Source organism: Natronoarchaeum mannanilyticum (assembly GCF_039522665.1).
GTDB lineage: Archaea > Halobacteriota > Halobacteria > Halobacteriales > Natronoarchaeaceae > Natronoarchaeum > Natronoarchaeum mannanilyticum.
In genome coordinates this window covers 270,538-287,961 of record NZ_BAAADV010000004.1, presented here as the reverse complement: position 1 = coordinate 287,961, position 17,424 = coordinate 270,538, and the positions used below count along the sequence as shown (strand labels likewise).

General features: G+C 71.7%; 16 protein-coding genes. 6 read left to right on the top strand and 10 right to left on the bottom strand.

The features are described 5' to 3' along the window. Positions 1–20 precede the first annotated feature (20 nt). The 8 genes from ABDZ81_RS12200 to ABDZ81_RS12165 all read right to left on the bottom strand — a co-directional run bounded on the left by ABDZ81_RS12200 (position 21) and on the right by ABDZ81_RS12165 (position 8,150). The gene (locus ABDZ81_RS12200; protein ID WP_343774259.1) at positions 21–1,628 is read right to left on the bottom strand and encodes a class I adenylate-forming enzyme family protein; all 1,608 of its coding nucleotides are present in this window, start codon (positions 1,626–1,628) and stop codon (positions 21–23) included. Beyond that, positions 1,625–2,680 carry an o-succinylbenzoate synthase gene (menC, locus tag ABDZ81_RS12195; protein WP_343774258.1) on the bottom strand — a complete coding sequence of 352 codons (1,056 nt, stop codon included), beginning with the start codon at positions 2,678–2,680 and terminating at the stop codon, positions 1,625–1,627. The genes ABDZ81_RS12200 and menC overlap by 4 nt, the downstream gene beginning before the upstream one ends. Continuing rightward, positions 2,680–3,615 (bottom strand): 1,4-dihydroxy-2-naphthoate polyprenyltransferase, encoded by a 936-nt coding sequence (locus ABDZ81_RS12190; protein WP_343774257.1) that lies wholly within the window; start codon positions 3,613–3,615, stop codon positions 2,680–2,682. Before ABDZ81_RS12190 ends, menC begins: the two co-directional genes overlap by 1 nt. Before the next feature lie 76 nt (positions 3,616–3,691). After that, complete coding sequence (locus ABDZ81_RS12185; RefSeq protein WP_343774256.1) at positions 3,692–3,895, bottom strand: helix-turn-helix transcriptional regulator; 204 nt, start codon at positions 3,893–3,895, stop codon at positions 3,692–3,694. A gap of 9 nt (positions 3,896–3,904) precedes the next feature. Next, complete coding sequence (locus ABDZ81_RS12180) at positions 3,905–4,315, bottom strand: DUF2178 domain-containing protein (protein ID WP_343774255.1); 411 nt, start codon at positions 4,313–4,315, stop codon at positions 3,905–3,907. A 72-nt stretch (positions 4,316–4,387) separates the two neighbouring features. Continuing rightward, positions 4,388–6,133 carry a hypothetical protein gene (locus tag ABDZ81_RS12175; RefSeq protein ID WP_343774254.1) on the bottom strand — a complete coding sequence of 582 codons (1,746 nt, stop codon included), beginning with the start codon at positions 6,131–6,133 and terminating at the stop codon, positions 4,388–4,390. Next, on the bottom strand, positions 6,126–6,926 hold the full coding sequence (locus ABDZ81_RS12170; RefSeq protein ID WP_343774253.1) for an ABC transporter ATP-binding protein: 801 nt from the start codon (positions 6,924–6,926) through the stop codon (positions 6,126–6,128). Before ABDZ81_RS12170 ends, ABDZ81_RS12175 begins: the two co-directional genes overlap by 8 nt. 336 nt (positions 6,927–7,262) lie before the next feature. Further along, a complete protein-coding gene (locus ABDZ81_RS12165; protein WP_343774252.1) occupies positions 7,263–8,150 on the bottom strand; it encodes a 1,4-dihydroxy-2-naphthoyl-CoA synthase in 888 nt (295 codons plus the stop codon). Positions 8,151–8,307: 157 nt separating this feature from the next. Between ABDZ81_RS12165 and ABDZ81_RS12160 the strand changes: the two genes are divergently transcribed. Together ABDZ81_RS12160 and ABDZ81_RS12155 are read left to right on the top strand one after the other, a co-directional pair. Next, on the top strand, positions 8,308–9,234 hold the full coding sequence (locus ABDZ81_RS12160; protein ID WP_343774251.1) for a dihydrodipicolinate synthase family protein: 927 nt from the start codon (positions 8,308–8,310) through the stop codon (positions 9,232–9,234). A 121-nt stretch (positions 9,235–9,355) separates the two neighbouring features. Continuing rightward, positions 9,356–10,372: a DnaJ domain-containing protein gene (locus tag ABDZ81_RS12155; RefSeq protein WP_343774250.1), complete on the top strand. Its 1,017-nt coding sequence runs from the start codon at positions 9,356–9,358 to the stop codon at positions 10,370–10,372. A gap of 21 nt (positions 10,373–10,393) precedes the next feature. Here the strand turns inward: ABDZ81_RS12155 and menD are convergent, their stop codons facing one another. Then, positions 10,394–12,241 carry a 2-succinyl-5-enolpyruvyl-6-hydroxy-3-cyclohexene-1-carboxylic-acid synthase gene (menD, locus tag ABDZ81_RS12150; RefSeq protein ID WP_343774249.1) on the bottom strand — a complete coding sequence of 616 codons (1,848 nt, stop codon included), beginning with the start codon at positions 12,239–12,241 and terminating at the stop codon, positions 10,394–10,396. A 3-nt stretch (positions 12,242–12,244) separates the two neighbouring features. Then, entirely contained in the window at positions 12,245–13,582 is a 1,338-nt protein-coding gene (locus ABDZ81_RS12145; RefSeq protein ID WP_343774248.1) for an isochorismate synthase, read from the bottom strand. Between the two features lie 193 nt (positions 13,583–13,775). Here ABDZ81_RS12145 and ABDZ81_RS12140 point away from each other — a divergent pair, with 193 nt between their 5' ends. Genes ABDZ81_RS12140 through ABDZ81_RS12125 form a run of 4 tightly spaced genes read left to right on the top strand, consistent with a single transcriptional unit; the run spans position 13,776 to position 17,300 of the window. After that, positions 13,776–14,666 (top strand): DUF4129 domain-containing protein, encoded by an 891-nt coding sequence (locus ABDZ81_RS12140; protein ID WP_343774247.1) that lies wholly within the window; start codon positions 13,776–13,778, stop codon positions 14,664–14,666. Further along, positions 14,663–15,226: a DUF7269 family protein gene (locus tag ABDZ81_RS12135; RefSeq protein ID WP_343774246.1), complete on the top strand. Its 564-nt coding sequence runs from the start codon at positions 14,663–14,665 to the stop codon at positions 15,224–15,226. Before ABDZ81_RS12140 ends, ABDZ81_RS12135 begins: the two co-directional genes overlap by 4 nt. Next, positions 15,223–16,782: a DUF58 domain-containing protein gene (locus tag ABDZ81_RS12130; RefSeq protein ID WP_343774245.1), complete on the top strand. Its 1,560-nt coding sequence runs from the start codon at positions 15,223–15,225 to the stop codon at positions 16,780–16,782. Before ABDZ81_RS12135 ends, ABDZ81_RS12130 begins: the two co-directional genes overlap by 4 nt. Then, positions 16,725–17,300, top strand: coding sequence for a DUF7519 family protein (locus tag ABDZ81_RS12125; protein WP_343774244.1), 576 nt, complete (start codon positions 16,725–16,727; stop codon positions 17,298–17,300). Before ABDZ81_RS12130 ends, ABDZ81_RS12125 begins: the two co-directional genes overlap by 58 nt. Positions 17,301–17,424: the final 124 nt, after the last annotated feature.

Genomic DNA, 17,424 nt, shown 5'->3' with positions numbered 1-17,424 from the left:
ACGCCCTCGCCTGCCAGTCGCTACTCCGCGCCCCGGAGCGCCGCGCGGACGCGCTCTCGGTCGACTGTCCCCGACGCCGTTCTGGGGAGTTCGTCCGCAAATGTCACCGTTCTCGGGAGCTTGTACCCCGCCAGTCGCTCGCGGCAGTGCTCGCGCACCGCGTCGGCGTCGAGCGCGACTGACGCCGCGTTCGCACCTTCGTCCGCGTCTCGCTCGGGGACGACGAGCGCGGCGACGCGCTCGCCCCACTCCGCGTCGTCGAGGCCGACGACCGCCGCGTCGCGGATCTTCGGGTGTTCGCGGAGCGCCCCCACTACCTCGCCGGGATCGACGTTCTCGCCGCCGGTGACGATCCGGTCGTCGCGACGGTTGAGCACCCACAGGCGCCCGCCATCGTCGCGGTAGCCCACGTCGCCGGTGTGCAGCCCGTGCGCGCCGAACGACGCCTCGGTCGCCGCGGAGTCGCCGTAGTACCCCGGCGTCACGGTCGGGCCGTCGACGACGAGCTCGCCCGTCTCGCCGGCCGGCAGCGGGTCGCCGTCCTCGTCGACGACCGTCACCGTCGTTCCGAACAGCGGGCGGCCGACGGTCCCCTCGTGCTCGAACGCTTCCCTCGGGGTCGCCGTGGCGACCTGCGAGGCCGTCTCGGTCATCCCGAACGTCGGGTGGACGGGAACGTCGCGGCGCTCGCAGTCCGCGATCAGGTCGGCGCCGGCGGGCGCGCCGCCGAGTAGTACGAATCGCAGCGTGTCGGGGAGATCGGGAGCGGCATCCCTATCCAAGATCCGCTGGAGCATCGTCGGCACCAGCGAGACGCCGGTGACGCCGCGCTCGCGGGCGACGGTCGGCGTGCGCTCGGCGTCGAACTCGGACTGGAGGACGACGGTCGTGCCGTACAGCGTCGACCGCAGGACCGGCGCCAGCCCGCCCATGTGGTACATCGGGAGACAGCAGAGCCAGCGGTCGTCGGGCGCGACGCCGAGCCGGAACGCCGACGCGACGGCGCTGGCGAGCAGGTTGCCCGCCGTCAGCGGGACGGCCTTCGGCTCGCCGGTAGTGCCCGAGGTGAACAGGACGACGCGCACGTCGGCGGGCGATCGCTCGACGGTCGGAAGAGATCCGGCGTCGGCGTCCGGCTGCGTCGCGTCCGGGCCGGTCGCGTCGAGGGACGGATCCGCCGGTGCGATCGCGTCGATCGGGACGACGTCGGGCGCTTCGTCGCACCGCTCGGCGGCCTCGCTCGCGCTCGACTCGGTGTCGGCGTCGCACAGCAGCGTCGTCACGTCGGCTTTGTCGCACGCTCGCGCGAGTTCGCCGGGCGTGTGCCGGACGTTCAGCGGGACGAGCACGGCGCCCAGCCGGTCGAGGGCGTGGACGACCAGCACGAACGGGAGGCCGGTGTCGAGCAGCGTCCCGACGTGGTCGCCGGGGCCGACGCCGCGGGCCGCGAGCGATCGGGCGACGGCGTCGGTCGCGGCGTCAAGGTCGGCGTAGGTCCAGCGGGCGTCGGCCCCGTCACCCGCGTCGGCGTCACTACCGGCGCTCTCGTCGGCGTCGATCACGGCGAGCGCGTCGGGCGACGCCGCGGCGCGGGCGGCGAGCCAGTCCGACTGGGGCCAGGTCGTCACGCGTCGACACCTCCGCTCCACGGCCCGTCGGTCCCGAGCCCGTCGTCCTGCGGGACCGCGATATCGCCGCTCTCGACGGGGGCGGGGTCCGGAGCGAGGTCCTCCGCGAGCCGATCGGCGGTCGCCAGCCCGCAGGGTTCGATGCCCGGAATCGACGCCGCGAGGTGGATCGCACCTGTGCGCGCGACGACGGCGTCGACGGTGGTCGTGACGACCGGGGCGACGCCGGCACGGCGCGCGCGTAGCGCTGCTCGGCGGGCACGGTCGAGGCCGCCCAGCACCATCGGTTTGAGCACGACGACGTCCGCCGCGTCGGCTTCGAGCACGTCGTCGATCGACGCCGTCCGCAGCGACTCGTCGAGCGCGACGCCGACGCCGGGCGATTCCCGGCGGAGGTCGGCGTGGCCCGACAGGTCGTCGGAGTCGAGCGGTTGCTCGACGTACTCGACGTCGCTGTCGGCGAACGCACGGAGCGCCTCGCTCGCCTGCTCGCGATCCCAGGCGCCGTTGGCGTCCGTTCGGAGCGCGACCCCGCGCGGGAGCGCCTCGCGGACGGCGGCGACGCGCTCGGTATCCTCCGCGACGGCGCCGGACCCTACCTTGAGTTTGAGACACCGAAATCCGCGGTCGACCGCTCCCTGGGCGGCCGCAGCGACCTCGTCGGGCGATCCGACGCCGATCGTCGCGTTGACCGGCACGCGCTCGACGCGCCCGACCGAGCCGAGATAGCGGTACAGCGGGACGCCGTCCTGTCGGGCCCGGAGGTCAGCGAGCGCGAGGTGGACCGCGTGGCGCGCTGCAGGGGCGCCCTCGACGGCTTCGAGGGCGGCCGCCGGATCGTCGTCGTTCAGGCGACGCTTCGCCGCGTCGAGGCGGTCGCGACAGGTCGCCGGCGACTCCGTCCAGCCGGGCAGCGGCGTCGCCTCGCCGACGCCCGCGGCGGCCACTTCGGACACGCGAAGCAGGACGCCCTCGCGGCGCTCGATCGTTCCCGAAGCGGTCTCCAGCGGTGCGGCGAGGTCGACCGCGAACTCCCGGAGCTCGGCGTCCATCAGACGACCACCCCGACCGCGAACAGCGCCGAGAAAGCCGCGAGTAGCTGGCCCGTGCGTTCCAGCGCGGGGTTGAGCGCCTCGCCGTCGGTGCGCGTGCAGACGGTTCGGGCGACGCTCGCGGCCAGCGGGAGGGTGAGCAGCGGCAGCAGGACGCCGGGACCGAACGCGTCGCGGGTCGCCCAGAGGTAGACCGGGACGGCGTAGGCCAGCGCCAGCAGGCCGACGTACTCGACGCGGCTCCAGCGGTAGCCGATCAGCACGGCCAGCGTGTGCTTGCCGGCCTCGCGGTCGGTCTCCATGTCGCGCACGTTGTTGACGACGATGATGTTCGTCGAGATCGCGGCGACCGGCAGGCTCGCGAGCACCGCGACGGCGGGAATCGTGCCCGCGGGGATCGTCGTCGCCAGCGGGTCGGCGAGGACGGCCGCGGCCTGCACGTACACCGTCCCGACGACGGCGACGACGCCGAAGAAGACGAACACGAACAGGTCGCCGAGGCCGTGGGAGCCCAACGGGTAGGGACCGCCCGCGTAGGCGTAGCCGCTCGCGACGCTGGCGAGGCCGATCACCAGGATCGGGAGGCCGCCGACGTAGACCAGGTACGTTCCCAGGAGAATCGCCAGCCCGAACGTGGCGGCCATCGCGAGCTTGACCTGTTTCGCCGGGATCAGCCCGGACTGGGTGACGCGAGTAAAGCCCTCGCGGTTCTCGTCGTCGACGCCCTTGACGGCGTCGTAGTAGTCGTTCGCGAAGTTCGTCCCGATCTGGATCAGCAGCGCGCCGACCAGCGCCGCGAGTGCGGGCCAGGGCGCGAACACGCCCTCGTGGACCGCGATCGCGGCGCCGACGACGACCGGCGCGGCGCCCGCGGGCAGCGTCTGGGGGCGGGTGGCCATCAGCCACGCTCGGCCCCGGCTCACGTCGGTACTCATTGTCCGACGTTCGGGAGCGATTGCGTGTTAAGGTTGGCATCTCGCGCCACGGGTTGATCGGCGTCCGAAACTCCCCTCAGTCCTCGCCGCCGTCGGGGTCGAAGATGTCCTCGATGGCGCAGTCGAAGTGGGTCGCGAGATCGAACGCGAGCTCCAGGGACGGATCGTACCGGTTGCGTTCGATCGCGTTGATCGTCTGCCGGGTGACGTCGACGGCCTCGGCGAGCTCGCCCTGACTGATGCCCTCGGCCTCGCGTCGTTCGGAGAGATTGTTCTGCATGAGAGTGCGCTATTTGACGATTCCGTAACAGATGCCGTACAACAGGAACAGCCCAGAGAGGGTGAGGACCACGCCGGAGACCGCTCCCGTGATCTCGAACTGGCCGCCGGCGTCGAGGACGTACAGCGCCGGAAGCGCGCTCAGGCCCAGCGCCATCGCGATCCCGACCGCCAGTCCGCTGGCGCGGTTGTGTAACTCGTAGTCCCGCTCGTCCTGAAGCGTTCGGTCGCTCCACCGCGGGAGGAGCACCGCGAGCGCGCCGCCGATCCACGCGCCGAGCAAGTAAACGACCGCACCGACGAAGTGGCGATCGAGTGCGATCCCGACGAACAGCCCGAGAACGGCTACGCCGGCGATCCCGTACACGAGCCGCCTGTACGTCTGCCGTCCGAGTCGCGGCATCACTGTGATGGTCGTCATGGCGAGCGAGCGTTGATAGTAAAGCGTCTTTTACACCCGGTATTAAAATTGGCGCTCGGCGTCCCGCCGACCTCACGCGACCCGATACGTCTCGATGCGACGAACGGCGAGCCGGTACGCGGCAGGGATCGAGAGGACGCTCAGGCCGATCGCGACCCAGCCGATCGTTCGCAGCGCATCGACGCCGACGTCGAGACCGAACGGAAGCCGCTGGGAGAGCACGAGGGCGGCGACCGCGCGCGCCGTCTCGTCGGCGACGACCGCCACCGCGAGCACGGTGACGCTCAGGTACGTCGAGAAGATGCTGTAGGCGCGCTTGCTCGGCGGCACCGCCCGTCTGGCGGCGTCGAGACTGACCGCATCGAACCGCGGGAACGCGGAGCCGATGCCGGTGGCGACGATCGCGCTGCCGACGACCGCAGCGCCTCCGGCCACGCTGAGGCCGAGCAACTCCCGAAGAGGGGCGCCGGCGACCTGCCCCGCGGCGACGGCGATGCCCGCGGTCAGCGGGACGCCCGCGAGCGACGCCGCGACGACGTTGCCGCGGACGACGTGGCGGCCGCGCGCGGGCGAGGTCAGCAGCGTCGACAGCACCGCGCCCTGATTCCCCAGCGGGTTCAACGGCAGCACGGCGCCGGACGCCCACGCGCCGTACCAGACGACGAACCACGGCACGTACCACGGCACCGACCCGGTCGTCACCGCCGTTTCGACGAAGGCGATCGCAGCGAGGAGCGGCGGGGCGACGAACACGAACTGGAACGGCGAGCGCACCGCGCGGTGGAGCGTCGTGCTCGCGATGCCCCGCGTGGCGGGCGCTCGACAGACGGCCGCGAGCGCGGCGTCGAGACGGGAGTTCGGCGCCGTCGGAAGCCCGGATTCCTCGTCGTCGGCGCCCGGCGCGGGGCCGTCAGCGAGCCACGCGTACCGCGCCGCGGGCGCCGCGAACGCGGTTCCCGCGACGGTGACGACCGGCGCGAGCGCGAGTAGCGCGACGGCGCCGGCGGCGTCGACGCCGGCCCCGGGCGTCGTGACGAACGCGAGCCGAGCGAACCACGCCAGCGGCGGGGACTGCAGAACCGGCTCCAGCAGCCGGACGATCGTCAAGAGCTTGCCGGTCACCGAGAGGACGACGTACGCCGATCCGACGCCGACGCCGAGGACGGTCGTGAGCCGCTGGAGGTTCCGCGACCGCCGAGCGACGCCCTTGAGCGCGAAGCCGATCGGATAGCCGACCGCGGTCGCCGTAACCGGAATGGCGGCCGCCACGGCGGCGATTCCGAGCAGGGGCCGCAACGAGCCGGTCCCCGCGACTAGCCCGGCGCCGACAGCGGCCCCGAGCCCGATCGTGTAGACGGAGAACTTGGCCGCCGCGGCGAGCATCAGTCCCCCGGCGACGTCCGCGACGGGCCGGATCGTGAGGTACTGGTTGTCGTTGTCGAGGTCGCCGTTACCGCCCAGGCTGTCGGCCACGAGGAGGATCGTCAGGAAGAGCCAGACGACGCTCGTGGCCGTCACCGGCCACGAGGGGAGGGGTGCGCCAGCGGAGATGTTCGCGCCGACGGATCGGGCGGCGTCGAACGTTTCGAGGAGCAAGAACGCGCCGACGAAGCCCATCAGAACGGTGAACGCGAGCCAGAGGTCCTGGTGTCTCACCCAGCGGTACCCGCGGAGGAGCTCGACTCTCGCGACCTCTACGCTCGGTCGCGGCGACGGCACGACGTCGCGAAGCCGCCGCTGCGACTCTTCGTCGTGATGCCGAGCCGGCGTCGTCGCGGGCGAGGAGGCGTCCGAGAGGCCGGACGACTTCTCAGACATCGGTGGGGCCCTCGGCGGCCGTGGCCCCGGACCCCGCCGACCGACCGTCCGTGGCGTCGCGATCCCGTTCGGCGGTGATCTCGAGGAAGGCGGTTTCGAGGTCCGGCGACTCGTCCGCCAACGTTTTGAGTTCGGCGGGCGGCGCCTCCGCGACGAGTTCGCCCTCGTTGATGACGCCGATCGTGTCGGCGAGCTCGTCGACGATCGGGAGGATGTGCGTCGAGAGGAAGACGGTCATCTCCCGGGTGACGAGATCGGCGATCGTGTCCCGAACGGTACGAGCCGCGCGCGGATCGAGGCCGCTCGTGGGCTCGTCGAGGAAGACGACGTCGGGCTCGTGGAACAGCGCCGCGATGATCCCGACCTTCTTGGCCATGCCCGTCGAGTACGACGCGATTCGATCGTCGGCGTCGGCGAGGAGATCGAAGCGGTCGAGCAGCGTCTCGATGCGCTCGTCGGCGTCGCCGTCGGACACGCCGTGAAGTCGAGCGACGTGGCGGAGCTGCTCCCAGGCGGTGAGCTCGTCGAAGACCGGCGGATCCGCGGGCAGGTACCCGATGTGTCGGGTGAGCTGGCGGCGGTTCGACACCGGGACGCCGGCGACCGTCGCCGACCCGGCCGTGGGCTCGGTGAGCGCGGTCAGCATCCGCATCGTGGTCGTCTTGCCGGCGCCGTTCGGGCCCAGGAATCCGTAGACCGTTCCTCTCGGGATCGACAGCGAGACGTCGTTCACCGCCGTTTTCTCGCCGAAGCGCTTCGTCAGCCCGTCGGCGACGATCGCGTCCTCGGTCATAGGCTGGTCACCGCCGGGAGAGTAGCGGCTCCGCGACTCGCGACACCAGTTCGGGCGGTCGTGGACGTCGGTGGTGGGGCAGGGTGGTCGAGGGGCATCGGGTGTAAACACTCCTTTACAGTAAAACGTTCTTTACACCCCTGGCATTAAAACTGTCGGTGGAATCACACCCCTCGCCGAGAATCGGTCGCCGGGGCGGCGACGATGGCGCCCTCTGCTAGATCGGCGGCTCTCGCGAAACGCAGAGAGACGACACTGCAGAGAACGTCGGTACCGCGGGACGCGGCGTCCGTCCCGGTCGAAAAGCGTGCTCGCGTAGCGTCGCTCGGCGCCGAATCAGTACTTCCAGGGGAACTCGTCGAAGTCCGGCTCTCGCCCCTCGTTGAACGCGTCCCGTCCCTCCTGGGCCTCGTCGGTCATGTAGCCCAGCCGGGTCGCCTCGCCCGCAAAGACCTGCTGCCCGACCAGCCCGTCCGAGTCGAGATTGAACGCGTACTTGAGCATCCGCATCGCCGTCGGGCTCTTGGCGTTGATCCGCTCGCCCCACTCCAGAGCGCGCTCCTCCAGTTCCTCGTGGGGAACCGCCTCGTTGACCATTCCCATGTCCGCGGCCTCCTCGGCGCTGTAGGTTTTCCCGAGGAAGAACACCTCGCGGGCCTTCTTCTGGCCGATCTGGCGCGCGAGGTACGCCGACCCGAACCCGGCGTCGAAGCTGCCGACGTCGGGGTCGGTCTGGAGGAACTTGGCGTAGTCCTCGCTGGCGATCGTCAGGTCGCAGACGACGTGCAGGCTGTGGCCGCCGCCGACCGCCCAGCCCGGCACGACCGCGACGACGACCTTGGGAATGTGCCGAATGAGGCGCTGGACTTCGAGGATGTGCAAGCGCCCGTGTTCGCTGGCGCGCTCCTCGTCGCCCTCGTACTCGTAGCCGTCCGCGCCGCGGATCCCCTGGTCGCCGCCCGAGGAGAAGGCCCAGCCGCCGTCGTCGGGGGACGGTCCGTTGCCCGTCAGCAGCACGCAGCCCACGTCGGTCTGGCGCTTGGCGTGATCGAGCGCGTCGTACAGCTCGTCGACAGTTTTGGGCCGGAAGGCGTTCCGTTTTTCGGGCCGGTCGAACGCGATCCGGACGGTGTGGCCCGAATCGGAGCGGTGGTAGGTGACGTCGTCGAAGTCGAACGCTTCGATCGGCTCCCAGCGCTCGGGGTCGAAGATCTCCGAGACCATTTTCGCGTGACTCGGGGCGGTACGGGCAAATAGGTTGCCGTCCCGGCGTCGGTTTCGCCCTGCCGCCAGCCAAACGATTAGACGTGCGGCCGCCGTAGCGTCGCCCGAGACAGATGACCGATACCGATCTTTGCCGGTCGAGCAAGGGTGAGAACCGATGAGCGCGGACGACCCCGGCGCCGACGATCCGCTGGGCCTCCACGGCGTCGTGCCGCCGATGATCACCGCGTTCGACGAGGACGAGTCGATCGACGAAGCGGCCACGGCCAACCACGCGCGATTCCTCGTCGACCGCGGCGTCCACGGCGTCTTCGCGCTCGGGACGAACGGGGAGTTCCCGCTGCTGACCGCCGAGGAGCGCGACCGCGTCGTCGAGGTCGTCGTCGACGAGGTCGGCGACGAGGTGCCCGTGCTGGCGGGCGTCGGCGCCGAAAGCACCCGCGAGACGATCGAGCGCGCCCACGCTGCCGAGATGGCCGGTGCGGACGGGCTCGTCGTCGTGGTGCCGTACTACTTCCCGGTCGACGACGACGGCCTCGTCGAGCACTATCGCCGCGTCGCCGACGCGGTCGACACTCCGGTCTACGCGTACACGTTCCCCGACATGACGGGCAACGAGATCTCGCCCGCCGCACTCGACCGCATCGCCGAAATCGAGGGGATCGCGGGGCTCAAAGACACCAGCGAGGACGTCGTGCAGATGGAGCGTTGCCTCCGCGAGCATCCCGAGTTCACCTACCTCGTCGGGGCGAACCGATTGGCCCACGCCGGCCTCTCGCTGGGCTGCGACGGCGCGGTGCTGTCGGTCGCCAACGCCTTCCCGGAGATCGCCGTCGAGCTCTACGAGGCGGCTCGCGCGGGCGACGACGAGCGCGCCCGGGAACTGCAGGGCGACCTTTCGGACCTGCTGGACGCGATGCAGCAGGGGCCCTTCCTCGCCGGGGTCAAGGCCGCCCTCGACCTGCGGGGGTTCGACGTCGGGCCGATGCGGAGCCCGCTGCGGTCGTTCTCGGACGATCAGAAGACGGCGCTGCAGGATACCCTGATCGATCTGTACGACGACGACAAACTTCGAGTGGAGTGAGACCGCGGCGACGCCCGGCTCAAGATCGACCGAGCCCGACGCTTCCCGGCATCGGGGTCGAGCCACCGAACGGTTTTTGTCGCGGTGCGACATATCGCCGAGGTAACACTCCCCGCCACCGATGACGGAATCGTTCTACGACGTGCTCGGCGTGTCCGAAACCGCCGACCAGGAGGAGATCACGGCGGCCTACCGGGAGAAAGTCAAGGAGTACCACCCGGACGTCAGCGACCGCGACGACGCCGCCGAGCGATTCAAGGCGGTCACCCGCGCCGAGGAGGTGCTCGGCGACGAGACCGAGCGGGCGCGCTACGATCGGCTGGGCCACGACGCGTACGTTCGCCACCTCGACGGCACCAACGCGGCCGACAACGAGCGCTCGCCGTGGACGAACGCCGGCGGGGGCGACGGGACCGACTCCGGGGGAGGCGCGAGCCGGTCGGACGCGGGCGGATCGAGTGCGTCCGGAACGTCCTCGACCTGGGAGCGCGCCCGGTCGGCGGCCGGCGCCGACGACGAGTACGAATCGAGCCAGCACCGCAGGCAGCGGCGTCGGCGTCGCGCTCACGAGCGGCGGGCCGACGCGTCGTGGACGGTCGGCGGCGAGGGACAGGAGCGGGACGGGACGGATGGTGCAACCGGCGAAACGGCCGGGTCGGCGTCGAGCGCCGACGCCGGACGAACGGCGTCGAGTGCTGGCGCCGCCGGAGCGTCGTCGAGCACAGGTGCCGACGGCGGTGCGGCCTCGGGGTCCGGTTCCAGCAGCTACACGGTCCACGACTGGGAGGCGACCGACCGATCGTTCATCGGCGAGCGGCCGTCGCTGACCAGAAACGAACTCGTCCAGACCGTGATCCTGGGGCTGCTCTACCCCGCGTTGCTCTACAGCAGCGTGACGCCGGCGTTCTCGCTGCTGACCAACCTCGTCGTCGCGGCGCTGACGCTGCTGCTGATCAGCTACCTTCTGACGGTGCCGCTGGTCGGCGGGACGGTGTTCGGCGTCTGGAGCGTGCTCGCGCCGCTGACCGTGGCGTCGATGGGGTACGATCTCGTCTCGGTGCCGATGATCGTCGCCGCGCTGGGCTGCTGGATCCCGCTCGGGTACTCGATCACCGTGGCGTACGTGCTGCGGTGGTAGGAGAGTGATCGTCCCGGCAGTTCACCGCCCGAGCCGCTCGCAGACGGCGTCGCGGATCGCCTCTCGCGTCCGGTGGCTCGCCTCGCCGTCGATCCGGAACTCGATCACTTGCGTTCCTGACGAGGAGAGCGACGCGTCGTAGGCGTCGCTGAACGCAGCGATCGTCTCGACGCGGGAGAAGTCGAGCCCGTAGAGCTCGCCGGTCGGCGCGAAATCGATCCCGTGGGGCGTCTTGAACTGCTCGGTGAAGGGCGGGTCGAACGCTTCGATCGGCAGCAGGTGGAAGATGCCGCCGCCGTCGTTGTTGATGAGGACGATCGTGGCGTCGACGCCGCAGCGAGCGACGGCGAGCAGCCCGTTCATGTCGTGGTAGTACGCCAGATCGCCCGTCACGAGCACGAGCGGGTCGTCGGTCGCGCTACCCGCTCCGAGAGCCGTGCTCGCGATGCCGTCGATGCCGCTGGCGCCGCGGTTGCCCAGCACCGAGAGGTCGGCTTCGCGCGGTCGGCCGAACCGGTCGAGGTCGCGGACCGGCATGCTATTGGAAACGAACACGGTCGCGGGGTCGGGCGCGCGCTCGACCGCGGCGGCGACGACCGCTCCCTCGTACAGTTCGTCGCCCTCGTACAGATCGTCGTCGCCGGACTCGTCGATGTCGAGCCCCTCGATCGCCGCCCAGTAGTCGCGCTCGACGGCGAGCCAGCGATCGCGCCACTCCTCCGCGGACCCGGAAACGTCGCCGGCCGTCGCCGTGGCGTCCGCCGACAGCCGGTCAGCGAGCTCGCGGATCGTCCGCTCGGGATCGGCCGCGACGACGTCGGTCGCGGTGAACGTCGCCTCGCGCCACTCGCCGGCGGGATCGACCAGCATCTGGCGGGCGTCGGCGTCCCGCAGATAGTTCCGGAGCGGCTTCGACGTCGGCGACGCGCCGAAACGAACGACGACGTCCGGCTCGGGCCAGTCGCCGACGACCCGGTCGTCGAGGTAGCCGTCGTAGCCGCCCAGCACCGGCGCCGCGTCGGCGTGCGAGCCGAACCGGAGCCCCGAGAGCGGGTCCGCGAGGATCGGGAACCCAGCTACGTTGGCGAGCCGGGCGACTGCGTCGGGATCGACGCCCGGATTCGAGTCGGTTCCCGCGAGCGGGTCCGCCGGCCCGGCGACGATCAGGCCGCGGTCGGCGGCCCCGAGTTCGTCGGCGAGTCGCTCCAGCGCGGCGTCGTCGAGCGACGGGCGGCCGCCGACCGTCCGGACGTAGGACCCGTCTCTCCCGTCGGCGCCGAGCGGTTCGCGCTCGGCGAGATCGTCGCGGATGTCGCCGGGCACCTCGGTCGGCTCCAGCGGTTTCCGGAACGGGACGTTGAGGTGGACCGGCCCGGCGGGTACGCCGGTCGACTCGGCGATCGCGCGGGCGGCGTCGGTCCTGAGCCGTCGCAGCTTTCTCCCGGTCGGTTCGGGTTCGGGCAGGTCGCGGTACCAGCGCACGGCGTCGCCGTAGAGCTTCTCCTGGTCGATCGTCTGGTTGGCGCCGCTGTCCCTGAGTTCCGGCGGGCGGTCGGCAGTGAGAAGGATCATCGGGACCCGCGCCTGACTGGCCTCGATCACGGCGGGGTGGAAGTTCGCCGCCGCGGTTCCCGAGGTGCAGATCAGCGGCGTCGGCTCGCCGGTCCGGCGGGCGCGCCCGAGGGCGAAGTACGCCGCGGAGCGCTCGTCGAGATGCGAGAAGACCCGGAGTTCGGCGTGCTCGGCGGCGGCGACGGTCAGCGGCGTCGAGCGGCTGCCCGGCGCGACGCAGACCGCGTCGACGCCGCCGGCGACCAGCTCCTCGATCAGCGTCTCGGCCCACAGCGTGTTTCGGTTCGGTGCAGTCATGGCTCACTCCAGCGCGTCGAGCATCGGCCCGTACTTCAGCTGTACCTCGTCCCACTCGCGGTCGGGGTCGCTGTCGGCGACGATGCCGGCGCCGGCAAAGAGCGTCGCCCGGTCGCCCCGGGCGAGCGCCGACCGGATGCCGACGGCGAACGCGCCGTCGCCGGCGGCGTCGAACCAGCCGACCGGGGCGGCGTACCAGCCCCGATCGAACGTCTCGGTCTCCTTGATCGTCTCCCAGGCGGTTTCCGGGGGAAGCCCGCCGACAGCGGGGGTCGGGTGGAGCGCCTCGACCAGCGAGAGCACGTGTTCGACGTCGTCTAACTCGGCGGTGATCGGCGTCTGGAGGTGCTGGACCGTCGGGAGCTTTCGGACCGTGCGCTGTCCGGTCCGGATCGAGCCCGCGAAGGGGGCGAGCTGCTCGCGAACCGCCTCGGCGACCAGCTCGTGCTCGTGGATGTCCTTCTCGCTGTCGAGCAGCTCGTTGGCGAGCCATTCGTCCTCCTCGGGCGTGTCGCCCCGGCCGGTCGAGCCCGCCAGCGCCTCGGTTCTGACCGTCCGCCCCGACAGCGCGACGAGTCGCTCGGGCGTCGCGCCGAAGAAGCTCGCGCCCGCCTCTGGCTGGACGAGAAATCGGTGACAGTCCGGGTAGGAGCGACCGAGGCGAGCCATCGCGTCGGGCACCGACAGCGGCGCGCCGAGATCAGTCGACAGCGCCTGAGCGAGCACGACCTTCCGGAGGCCGCCGCCCTCGATCCGCTCGACGGCGGCCCGGACCTGACGCCGCCACTCCTCGCGGGAGGTCGTCCGCTCGCGTTCGACGACGCCGGGCGGCTCGCCGGGGGTTTCTGCGGCCGCGGCCTCGATGTCCTCGGCGACGGCGTCGAGACGCCGATCGACGGCGTCGGACTCGGGCGGGTCGACCGCCGCGACGGTCAGCCAGACGGCGTCGTCACCCCAGACGAGTTGCACCTGCGGGAGGACGAACCGGGCGCCGGCAAACCCCTCCCAGGGCCCGACTGGATCGTGATCGTCGTGAAACGCGAACCCGCCGAACAGTCGCGGACGGGCGACGGCCCCCTCGCCGTCGGCGTCCAGCCCCGAGAACAGCCGCTCGGCGGCCTCGCGCACCGCGGCGAAGCGATCCGGGCCGTCCGCGGCGATCGTCGACGCCGCGCCCCAGCCGGCGATCGCCGGACCGTCCGGCGGCGTCCAGAGGCCTCTCGGCGGTTCGAAGGCGTCGAGCACGGCGCCCCGGGACACGTCCGCGAGTTCGCGGCGCCGGGTCACGAGCGGTCCGTCCGCCGGATCGCGGCGGCCGTCGCCGCTGCGCAGCGATTCCATCGCACGTCACTCGGGAGGCCGGACTATTTAGCCTGTCCCTCTCCGCCGGGACGTCGTCCGTCCTCCGGTCGGCGGCCGCGCCGGCGGGTGTGAATCTCTACCGGTACGTTTTTTTCGGGGTCACCCGAAGGATCGGTCAATCGACTGACGCGGCGGCGTCGCTCGGACGGCGCCGACGGTCAGTTTTCACACCATGCAATCCGACACGCTCCGACCCGCGCTCGCCGCCGGCCTCTGTATCGCCGCCCTGGGGCTCGGAGCGGCGACGCTGTCGAACGCCGTCGTCGTCGAGTCGAACCCGATGGCGATGCCGGGCGGCGGGATCGACCCCCCGTGGTCGACTACCGCTGCGTTCGTCGCCGTGGGGGTTCTGTTCGCACTACTCGCGCTCGCCGTCTACGCGGTCAACGGCGGCGGCATCGGCGACAAGCGGTGGGCGCTCAAGGGCATCCCGGTGCTCGTCGGAATCATCGCGTTGATCATCGTCGTCAACCACCTGTGGCTCACTGCACTACAGCCGCCCGAGGGGTTCCCGATGCCGACCGGCAACGAGTCCGGCGGTGGCGGCGGTGGCGGCGCTAACGTGTCGCCCGGCGGCGGGGGCGGACCGGGCGACCCCGTCGGAAGTGGAAATATGTTGGTCACCATCGCCCTGTTCGGCGCGGTGCTGGTCGGGGTGGTCGCGGTCTTCGGCGCGGAGTACATCCCCTGGCAGCGGGATGACGACACCACGCGCGCGGAGGTCGCCGAGGAGGCGAGCGACGACGACGAATCGATCGGCGAGGCCGCGGGGCGCGCGGCCGACCGAATCGAATCCGCCGAGGATAGCGCCGAAAACGAGGTGTACCGCGCCTGGCGCGAGATGGCCGAGAGCGTCGACGTCGGCAACCCGCGGACGAGCACGCCCGCGGAGTTCGCCGCCGCAGCTGCCGACGCCGGGCTCGACCGCGATCGGGTCGCGGAGCTCACCGAACTGTTCGAGGCGGTGCGCTACGGCGACCGACCGGTCACCGAGGAGCGCGAGGAGCGTGCGGTCGCGGCGCTCCGCGAGATCGAGCGCGAGCACGGAGGTGACGAGCGGTGAGCGACTTCAGCCGCGCGCTCACCGGGCTCGGCGTTGTACTCGCGGTCGCCGGACTGGCCGTCTTTCTCGTCCCGTCCCTCGGCGGGGCGGCGGCCGCCGGCCAGTTCTACGTCGGCGCCGTCGGCGTCATCGCGCTGCTCCAGGGCGGCCGCTACGCCCGCGACGCCTGGCGATCGCCGCTCGCCGGCGCCGACACAGGCGATCCGGAACTCGTCTCTGGCGTCCCGACGCCGGGCGACGGCTTCGACGAGGCGCTGGCGGCGACGTTCGAGGTCCACTCGCTGGAGGGTCGCAAGGAGGTCGAAGCGCGCCTCGATCCGGTCGCGCGCGCCGTCCTCGAACGGCGACGCGACTGGTCGACCGACGAGGCCGAGCGCAGACTGGCGGCCGGCGACTGGACGGACGATCCGCTCGCAGCGGCCTTTTTCAGCGACGACGCCGCCGACCGGGTCCCGTTCGCGACCCGCCTGAAAATTCGCTGGAGCGAGAAATCGGCCTACGGCGTCCGCGCCGAGCGGGCGGCGGCCGAACTCGAACGGATCTGGAGGACAGAATCGTGACCGAAGATCGAGCGAGCGACGGGGCGGGACGAACAGGTGGCGGATCGGGGCGGACGGACGGCGGATCCGAGCGCGCCGACGGCGGTGCGGCGGTGGTCGGAGAGACCGACGATCCGTCCGACCGACCATCGGCGTCGGACGACGCCGAACCCGGGGCAGACACGGCCGAGAGCGACGCCGGAGACGGCACGGCAGGCGGCGACGCCGACACCGTACCGGGCGACCGCGAAGCGGGCAGCGACGCCGACCACGCAGCGGAGACGAGGGACCGGCTCGCGTCGTTCGAGGACAGTTTCACCGGGCGGTGGAACGGCGTCGACGCCGCGGCGCTGCTGGCGATCGGCGTCGGGGCGATCGCCCAGTCGCCGGCGGCGTTCCTCGTCGGCGCGGTCGGCGTCGCCTACGCCGCCTACGCCCGCGCGGCCCGACCGCCCGAGGTCGATCTGCGGATCGAGCGCGCGTTCGGCGACGATCGGCCCGATCCGGGCGAGGAGGTCGAGGTCACGGTGCGAATCACGAACGAGGGCGAAGCGATCCCGGACCTGCGGATCGTCGACGGCGTCCCCGCGCAGCTGCACGTCGTCGAGGGGACGCCGCGGCTCGCGGCCGAACTGGGGGCGGGCGAGACCGTCGAACTGACCTACTCGATCGGTGCCGAGCGGGGGCGCCACGGCTTCGAGCCGGTGCGAGCGATCGCTCGCGGCTACAGCGGCGCCGTCGAGCGCGACGCACGCGTCCGGTCGGCGACCGACGACGAGGTGTACTGCACGCCCGGCGGGCTGCCGCCGTCGACCGACCTCTCCCTGCAGTCGCTGACGACACCGTACGCCGGGCGCGTCGAGACCGACATCGGCGGCGACGGCACCGAGTTCTACGCGACCCGCGAGTACCAGCGCGGCGACCCGCTCTCGCGGGTCGACTGGAACCGGAAGGCCCGCACGGGTGAGCTCTCGACCGTCGAGTTCCGCGAGGAGCGGGCGGCGTCGGTCGTGCTGCTGATCGACGTGCGAACCGAAGCGTGGCTGCGGCCCGACGACGCCTCGCCCAGCGCCGTCGAGCGATCGGTCGAGGGGGCGATGCAGGTGTTCTCCTCGCTGGTCGAGGGCGGCGACCGGGTCGGCGTCGCGGTCGTCGGCGCGACCGACCCGTGGCTCCCGCCGGGCAGCGGCGAGGACCACCGCGCGAAGGCGCGCGAGCTGTTCGTCGAGCACCCGCTACTGACCGCCGAGTCCGCCGACGACCTGATCCAGCGGCCGATCAGCGTCCAGGCGCTGCGCCGCCAGCTGCCGAGCCACTCCCAGGTGATCCTGTTCTCGCCGCTGTGCGACGACGGCGTGATCGAGCAGGCGAAGCTACTGGAGGCCAGCGGCCATCTCGTCACCGCGATCAGTCCCGACCCGACCGCGACGGCGACCTCGGGGCAAACCGTCGCCCACGTCGAGCGCGAACTCCGGCTCTCGGAGCTACGCCGATCGGGGGCTCGGGTCGCCGACTGGGAGTGGAACGAGTCGCTGGCGTCCGCGATCTCGCGGGCCGGCGAGAGGTGGTCGGCGTGACGGGCGTCGACCGATCGCCGACGCGGACGAGCGGGCGAATCGCCGTCCTCGCGGGCGCCGCGGCCGCCGTCGCGCTGGCGACCGGCTCGCTCCCGTCGCTGGCGCTGGGCGGTCCGGGCGTCACCGTGCTCGCGGTCGGCGTCCGGCGCGGCGAACACTCGTTCGTCTCGGTCGGCGGGTTCGGACTGTTCCTGGCGGCGCTGCTGGCCGGCGTCGCCGGCGCACCGGTTCCGACGACGCTCGTCGGCGCCGCGCTGGCCGTGCTCGCGTGGGACGCCGGCACCGGGGCGATCGAACTCGGCGAACAGGTGGGGCGAAACGCGGCGACCCGAAGCGCCGAACTCGCGCACGTTTCGGGCACCGTCACCGTCGCCGCGGTCGCCGGCGGGTTGGCGTACGGAACCTACGCGGCGACCGCGGGCGGGCGTCCGGTGACGGCGCTCGTGCTCCTGACGTTCGCCGCCGTGGCGCTGGCGTCCGGCCTCCGGCTGATGCCCGTCTCGGACGGCGAAAGCTGATCGCCTGTCGCTACTGGATTTTTGAAGACGGCGACGCCAGCAGCGCCGCGTCGTTCGAATTCCCGTCTCGCGGACAGCCGCGCAGCCCCCGCTGATTATAAACTGCGTCGACGTACCAACCGAT

Bases quoted from the DNA above. Each gene is read 5' to 3' on its own strand.
- ABDZ81_RS12180 (WP_343774255.1), bottom strand. From the start codon at position 4,315: ATGACGACCATCACAGTGATGCCGCGACTCGGACGGCAGACGTACAGG.
- ABDZ81_RS12170 (WP_343774253.1), bottom strand. From the start codon at position 6,926: ATGACCGAGGACGCGATCGTCGCCGACGGGCTGACGAAGCGCTTCGGC.
- ABDZ81_RS12140 (WP_343774247.1), top strand. From the start codon at position 13,776: ATGCAATCCGACACGCTCCGACCCGCGCTCGCCGCCGGCCTCTGTATC.
- menD (WP_343774249.1), bottom strand. From the start codon at position 12,241: ATGACTGCACCGAACCGAAACACGCTGTGGGCCGAGACGCTGATCGAG.
- ABDZ81_RS12185 (WP_343774256.1), bottom strand. From the start codon at position 3,895: ATGCAGAACAATCTCTCCGAACGACGCGAGGCCGAGGGCATCAGTCAG.
- ABDZ81_RS12145 (WP_343774248.1), bottom strand. From the start codon at position 13,582: ATGGAATCGCTGCGCAGCGGCGACGGCCGCCGCGATCCGGCGGACGGA.
- ABDZ81_RS12155 (WP_343774250.1), top strand. From the start codon at position 9,356: ATGACGGAATCGTTCTACGACGTGCTCGGCGTGTCCGAAACCGCCGAC.
- ABDZ81_RS12190 (WP_343774257.1), bottom strand. From the start codon at position 3,615: ATGAGTACCGACGTGAGCCGGGGCCGAGCGTGGCTGATGGCCACCCGC.
- ABDZ81_RS12175 (WP_343774254.1), bottom strand. From the start codon at position 6,133: ATGTCTGAGAAGTCGTCCGGCCTCTCGGACGCCTCCTCGCCCGCGACG.
- menC (WP_343774258.1), bottom strand. From the start codon at position 2,680: ATGGACGCCGAGCTCCGGGAGTTCGCGGTCGACCTCGCCGCACCGCTG.
- ABDZ81_RS12165 (WP_343774252.1), bottom strand. From the start codon at position 8,150: ATGGTCTCGGAGATCTTCGACCCCGAGCGCTGGGAGCCGATCGAAGCG.
- ABDZ81_RS12160 (WP_343774251.1), top strand. From the start codon at position 8,308: ATGAGCGCGGACGACCCCGGCGCCGACGATCCGCTGGGCCTCCACGGC.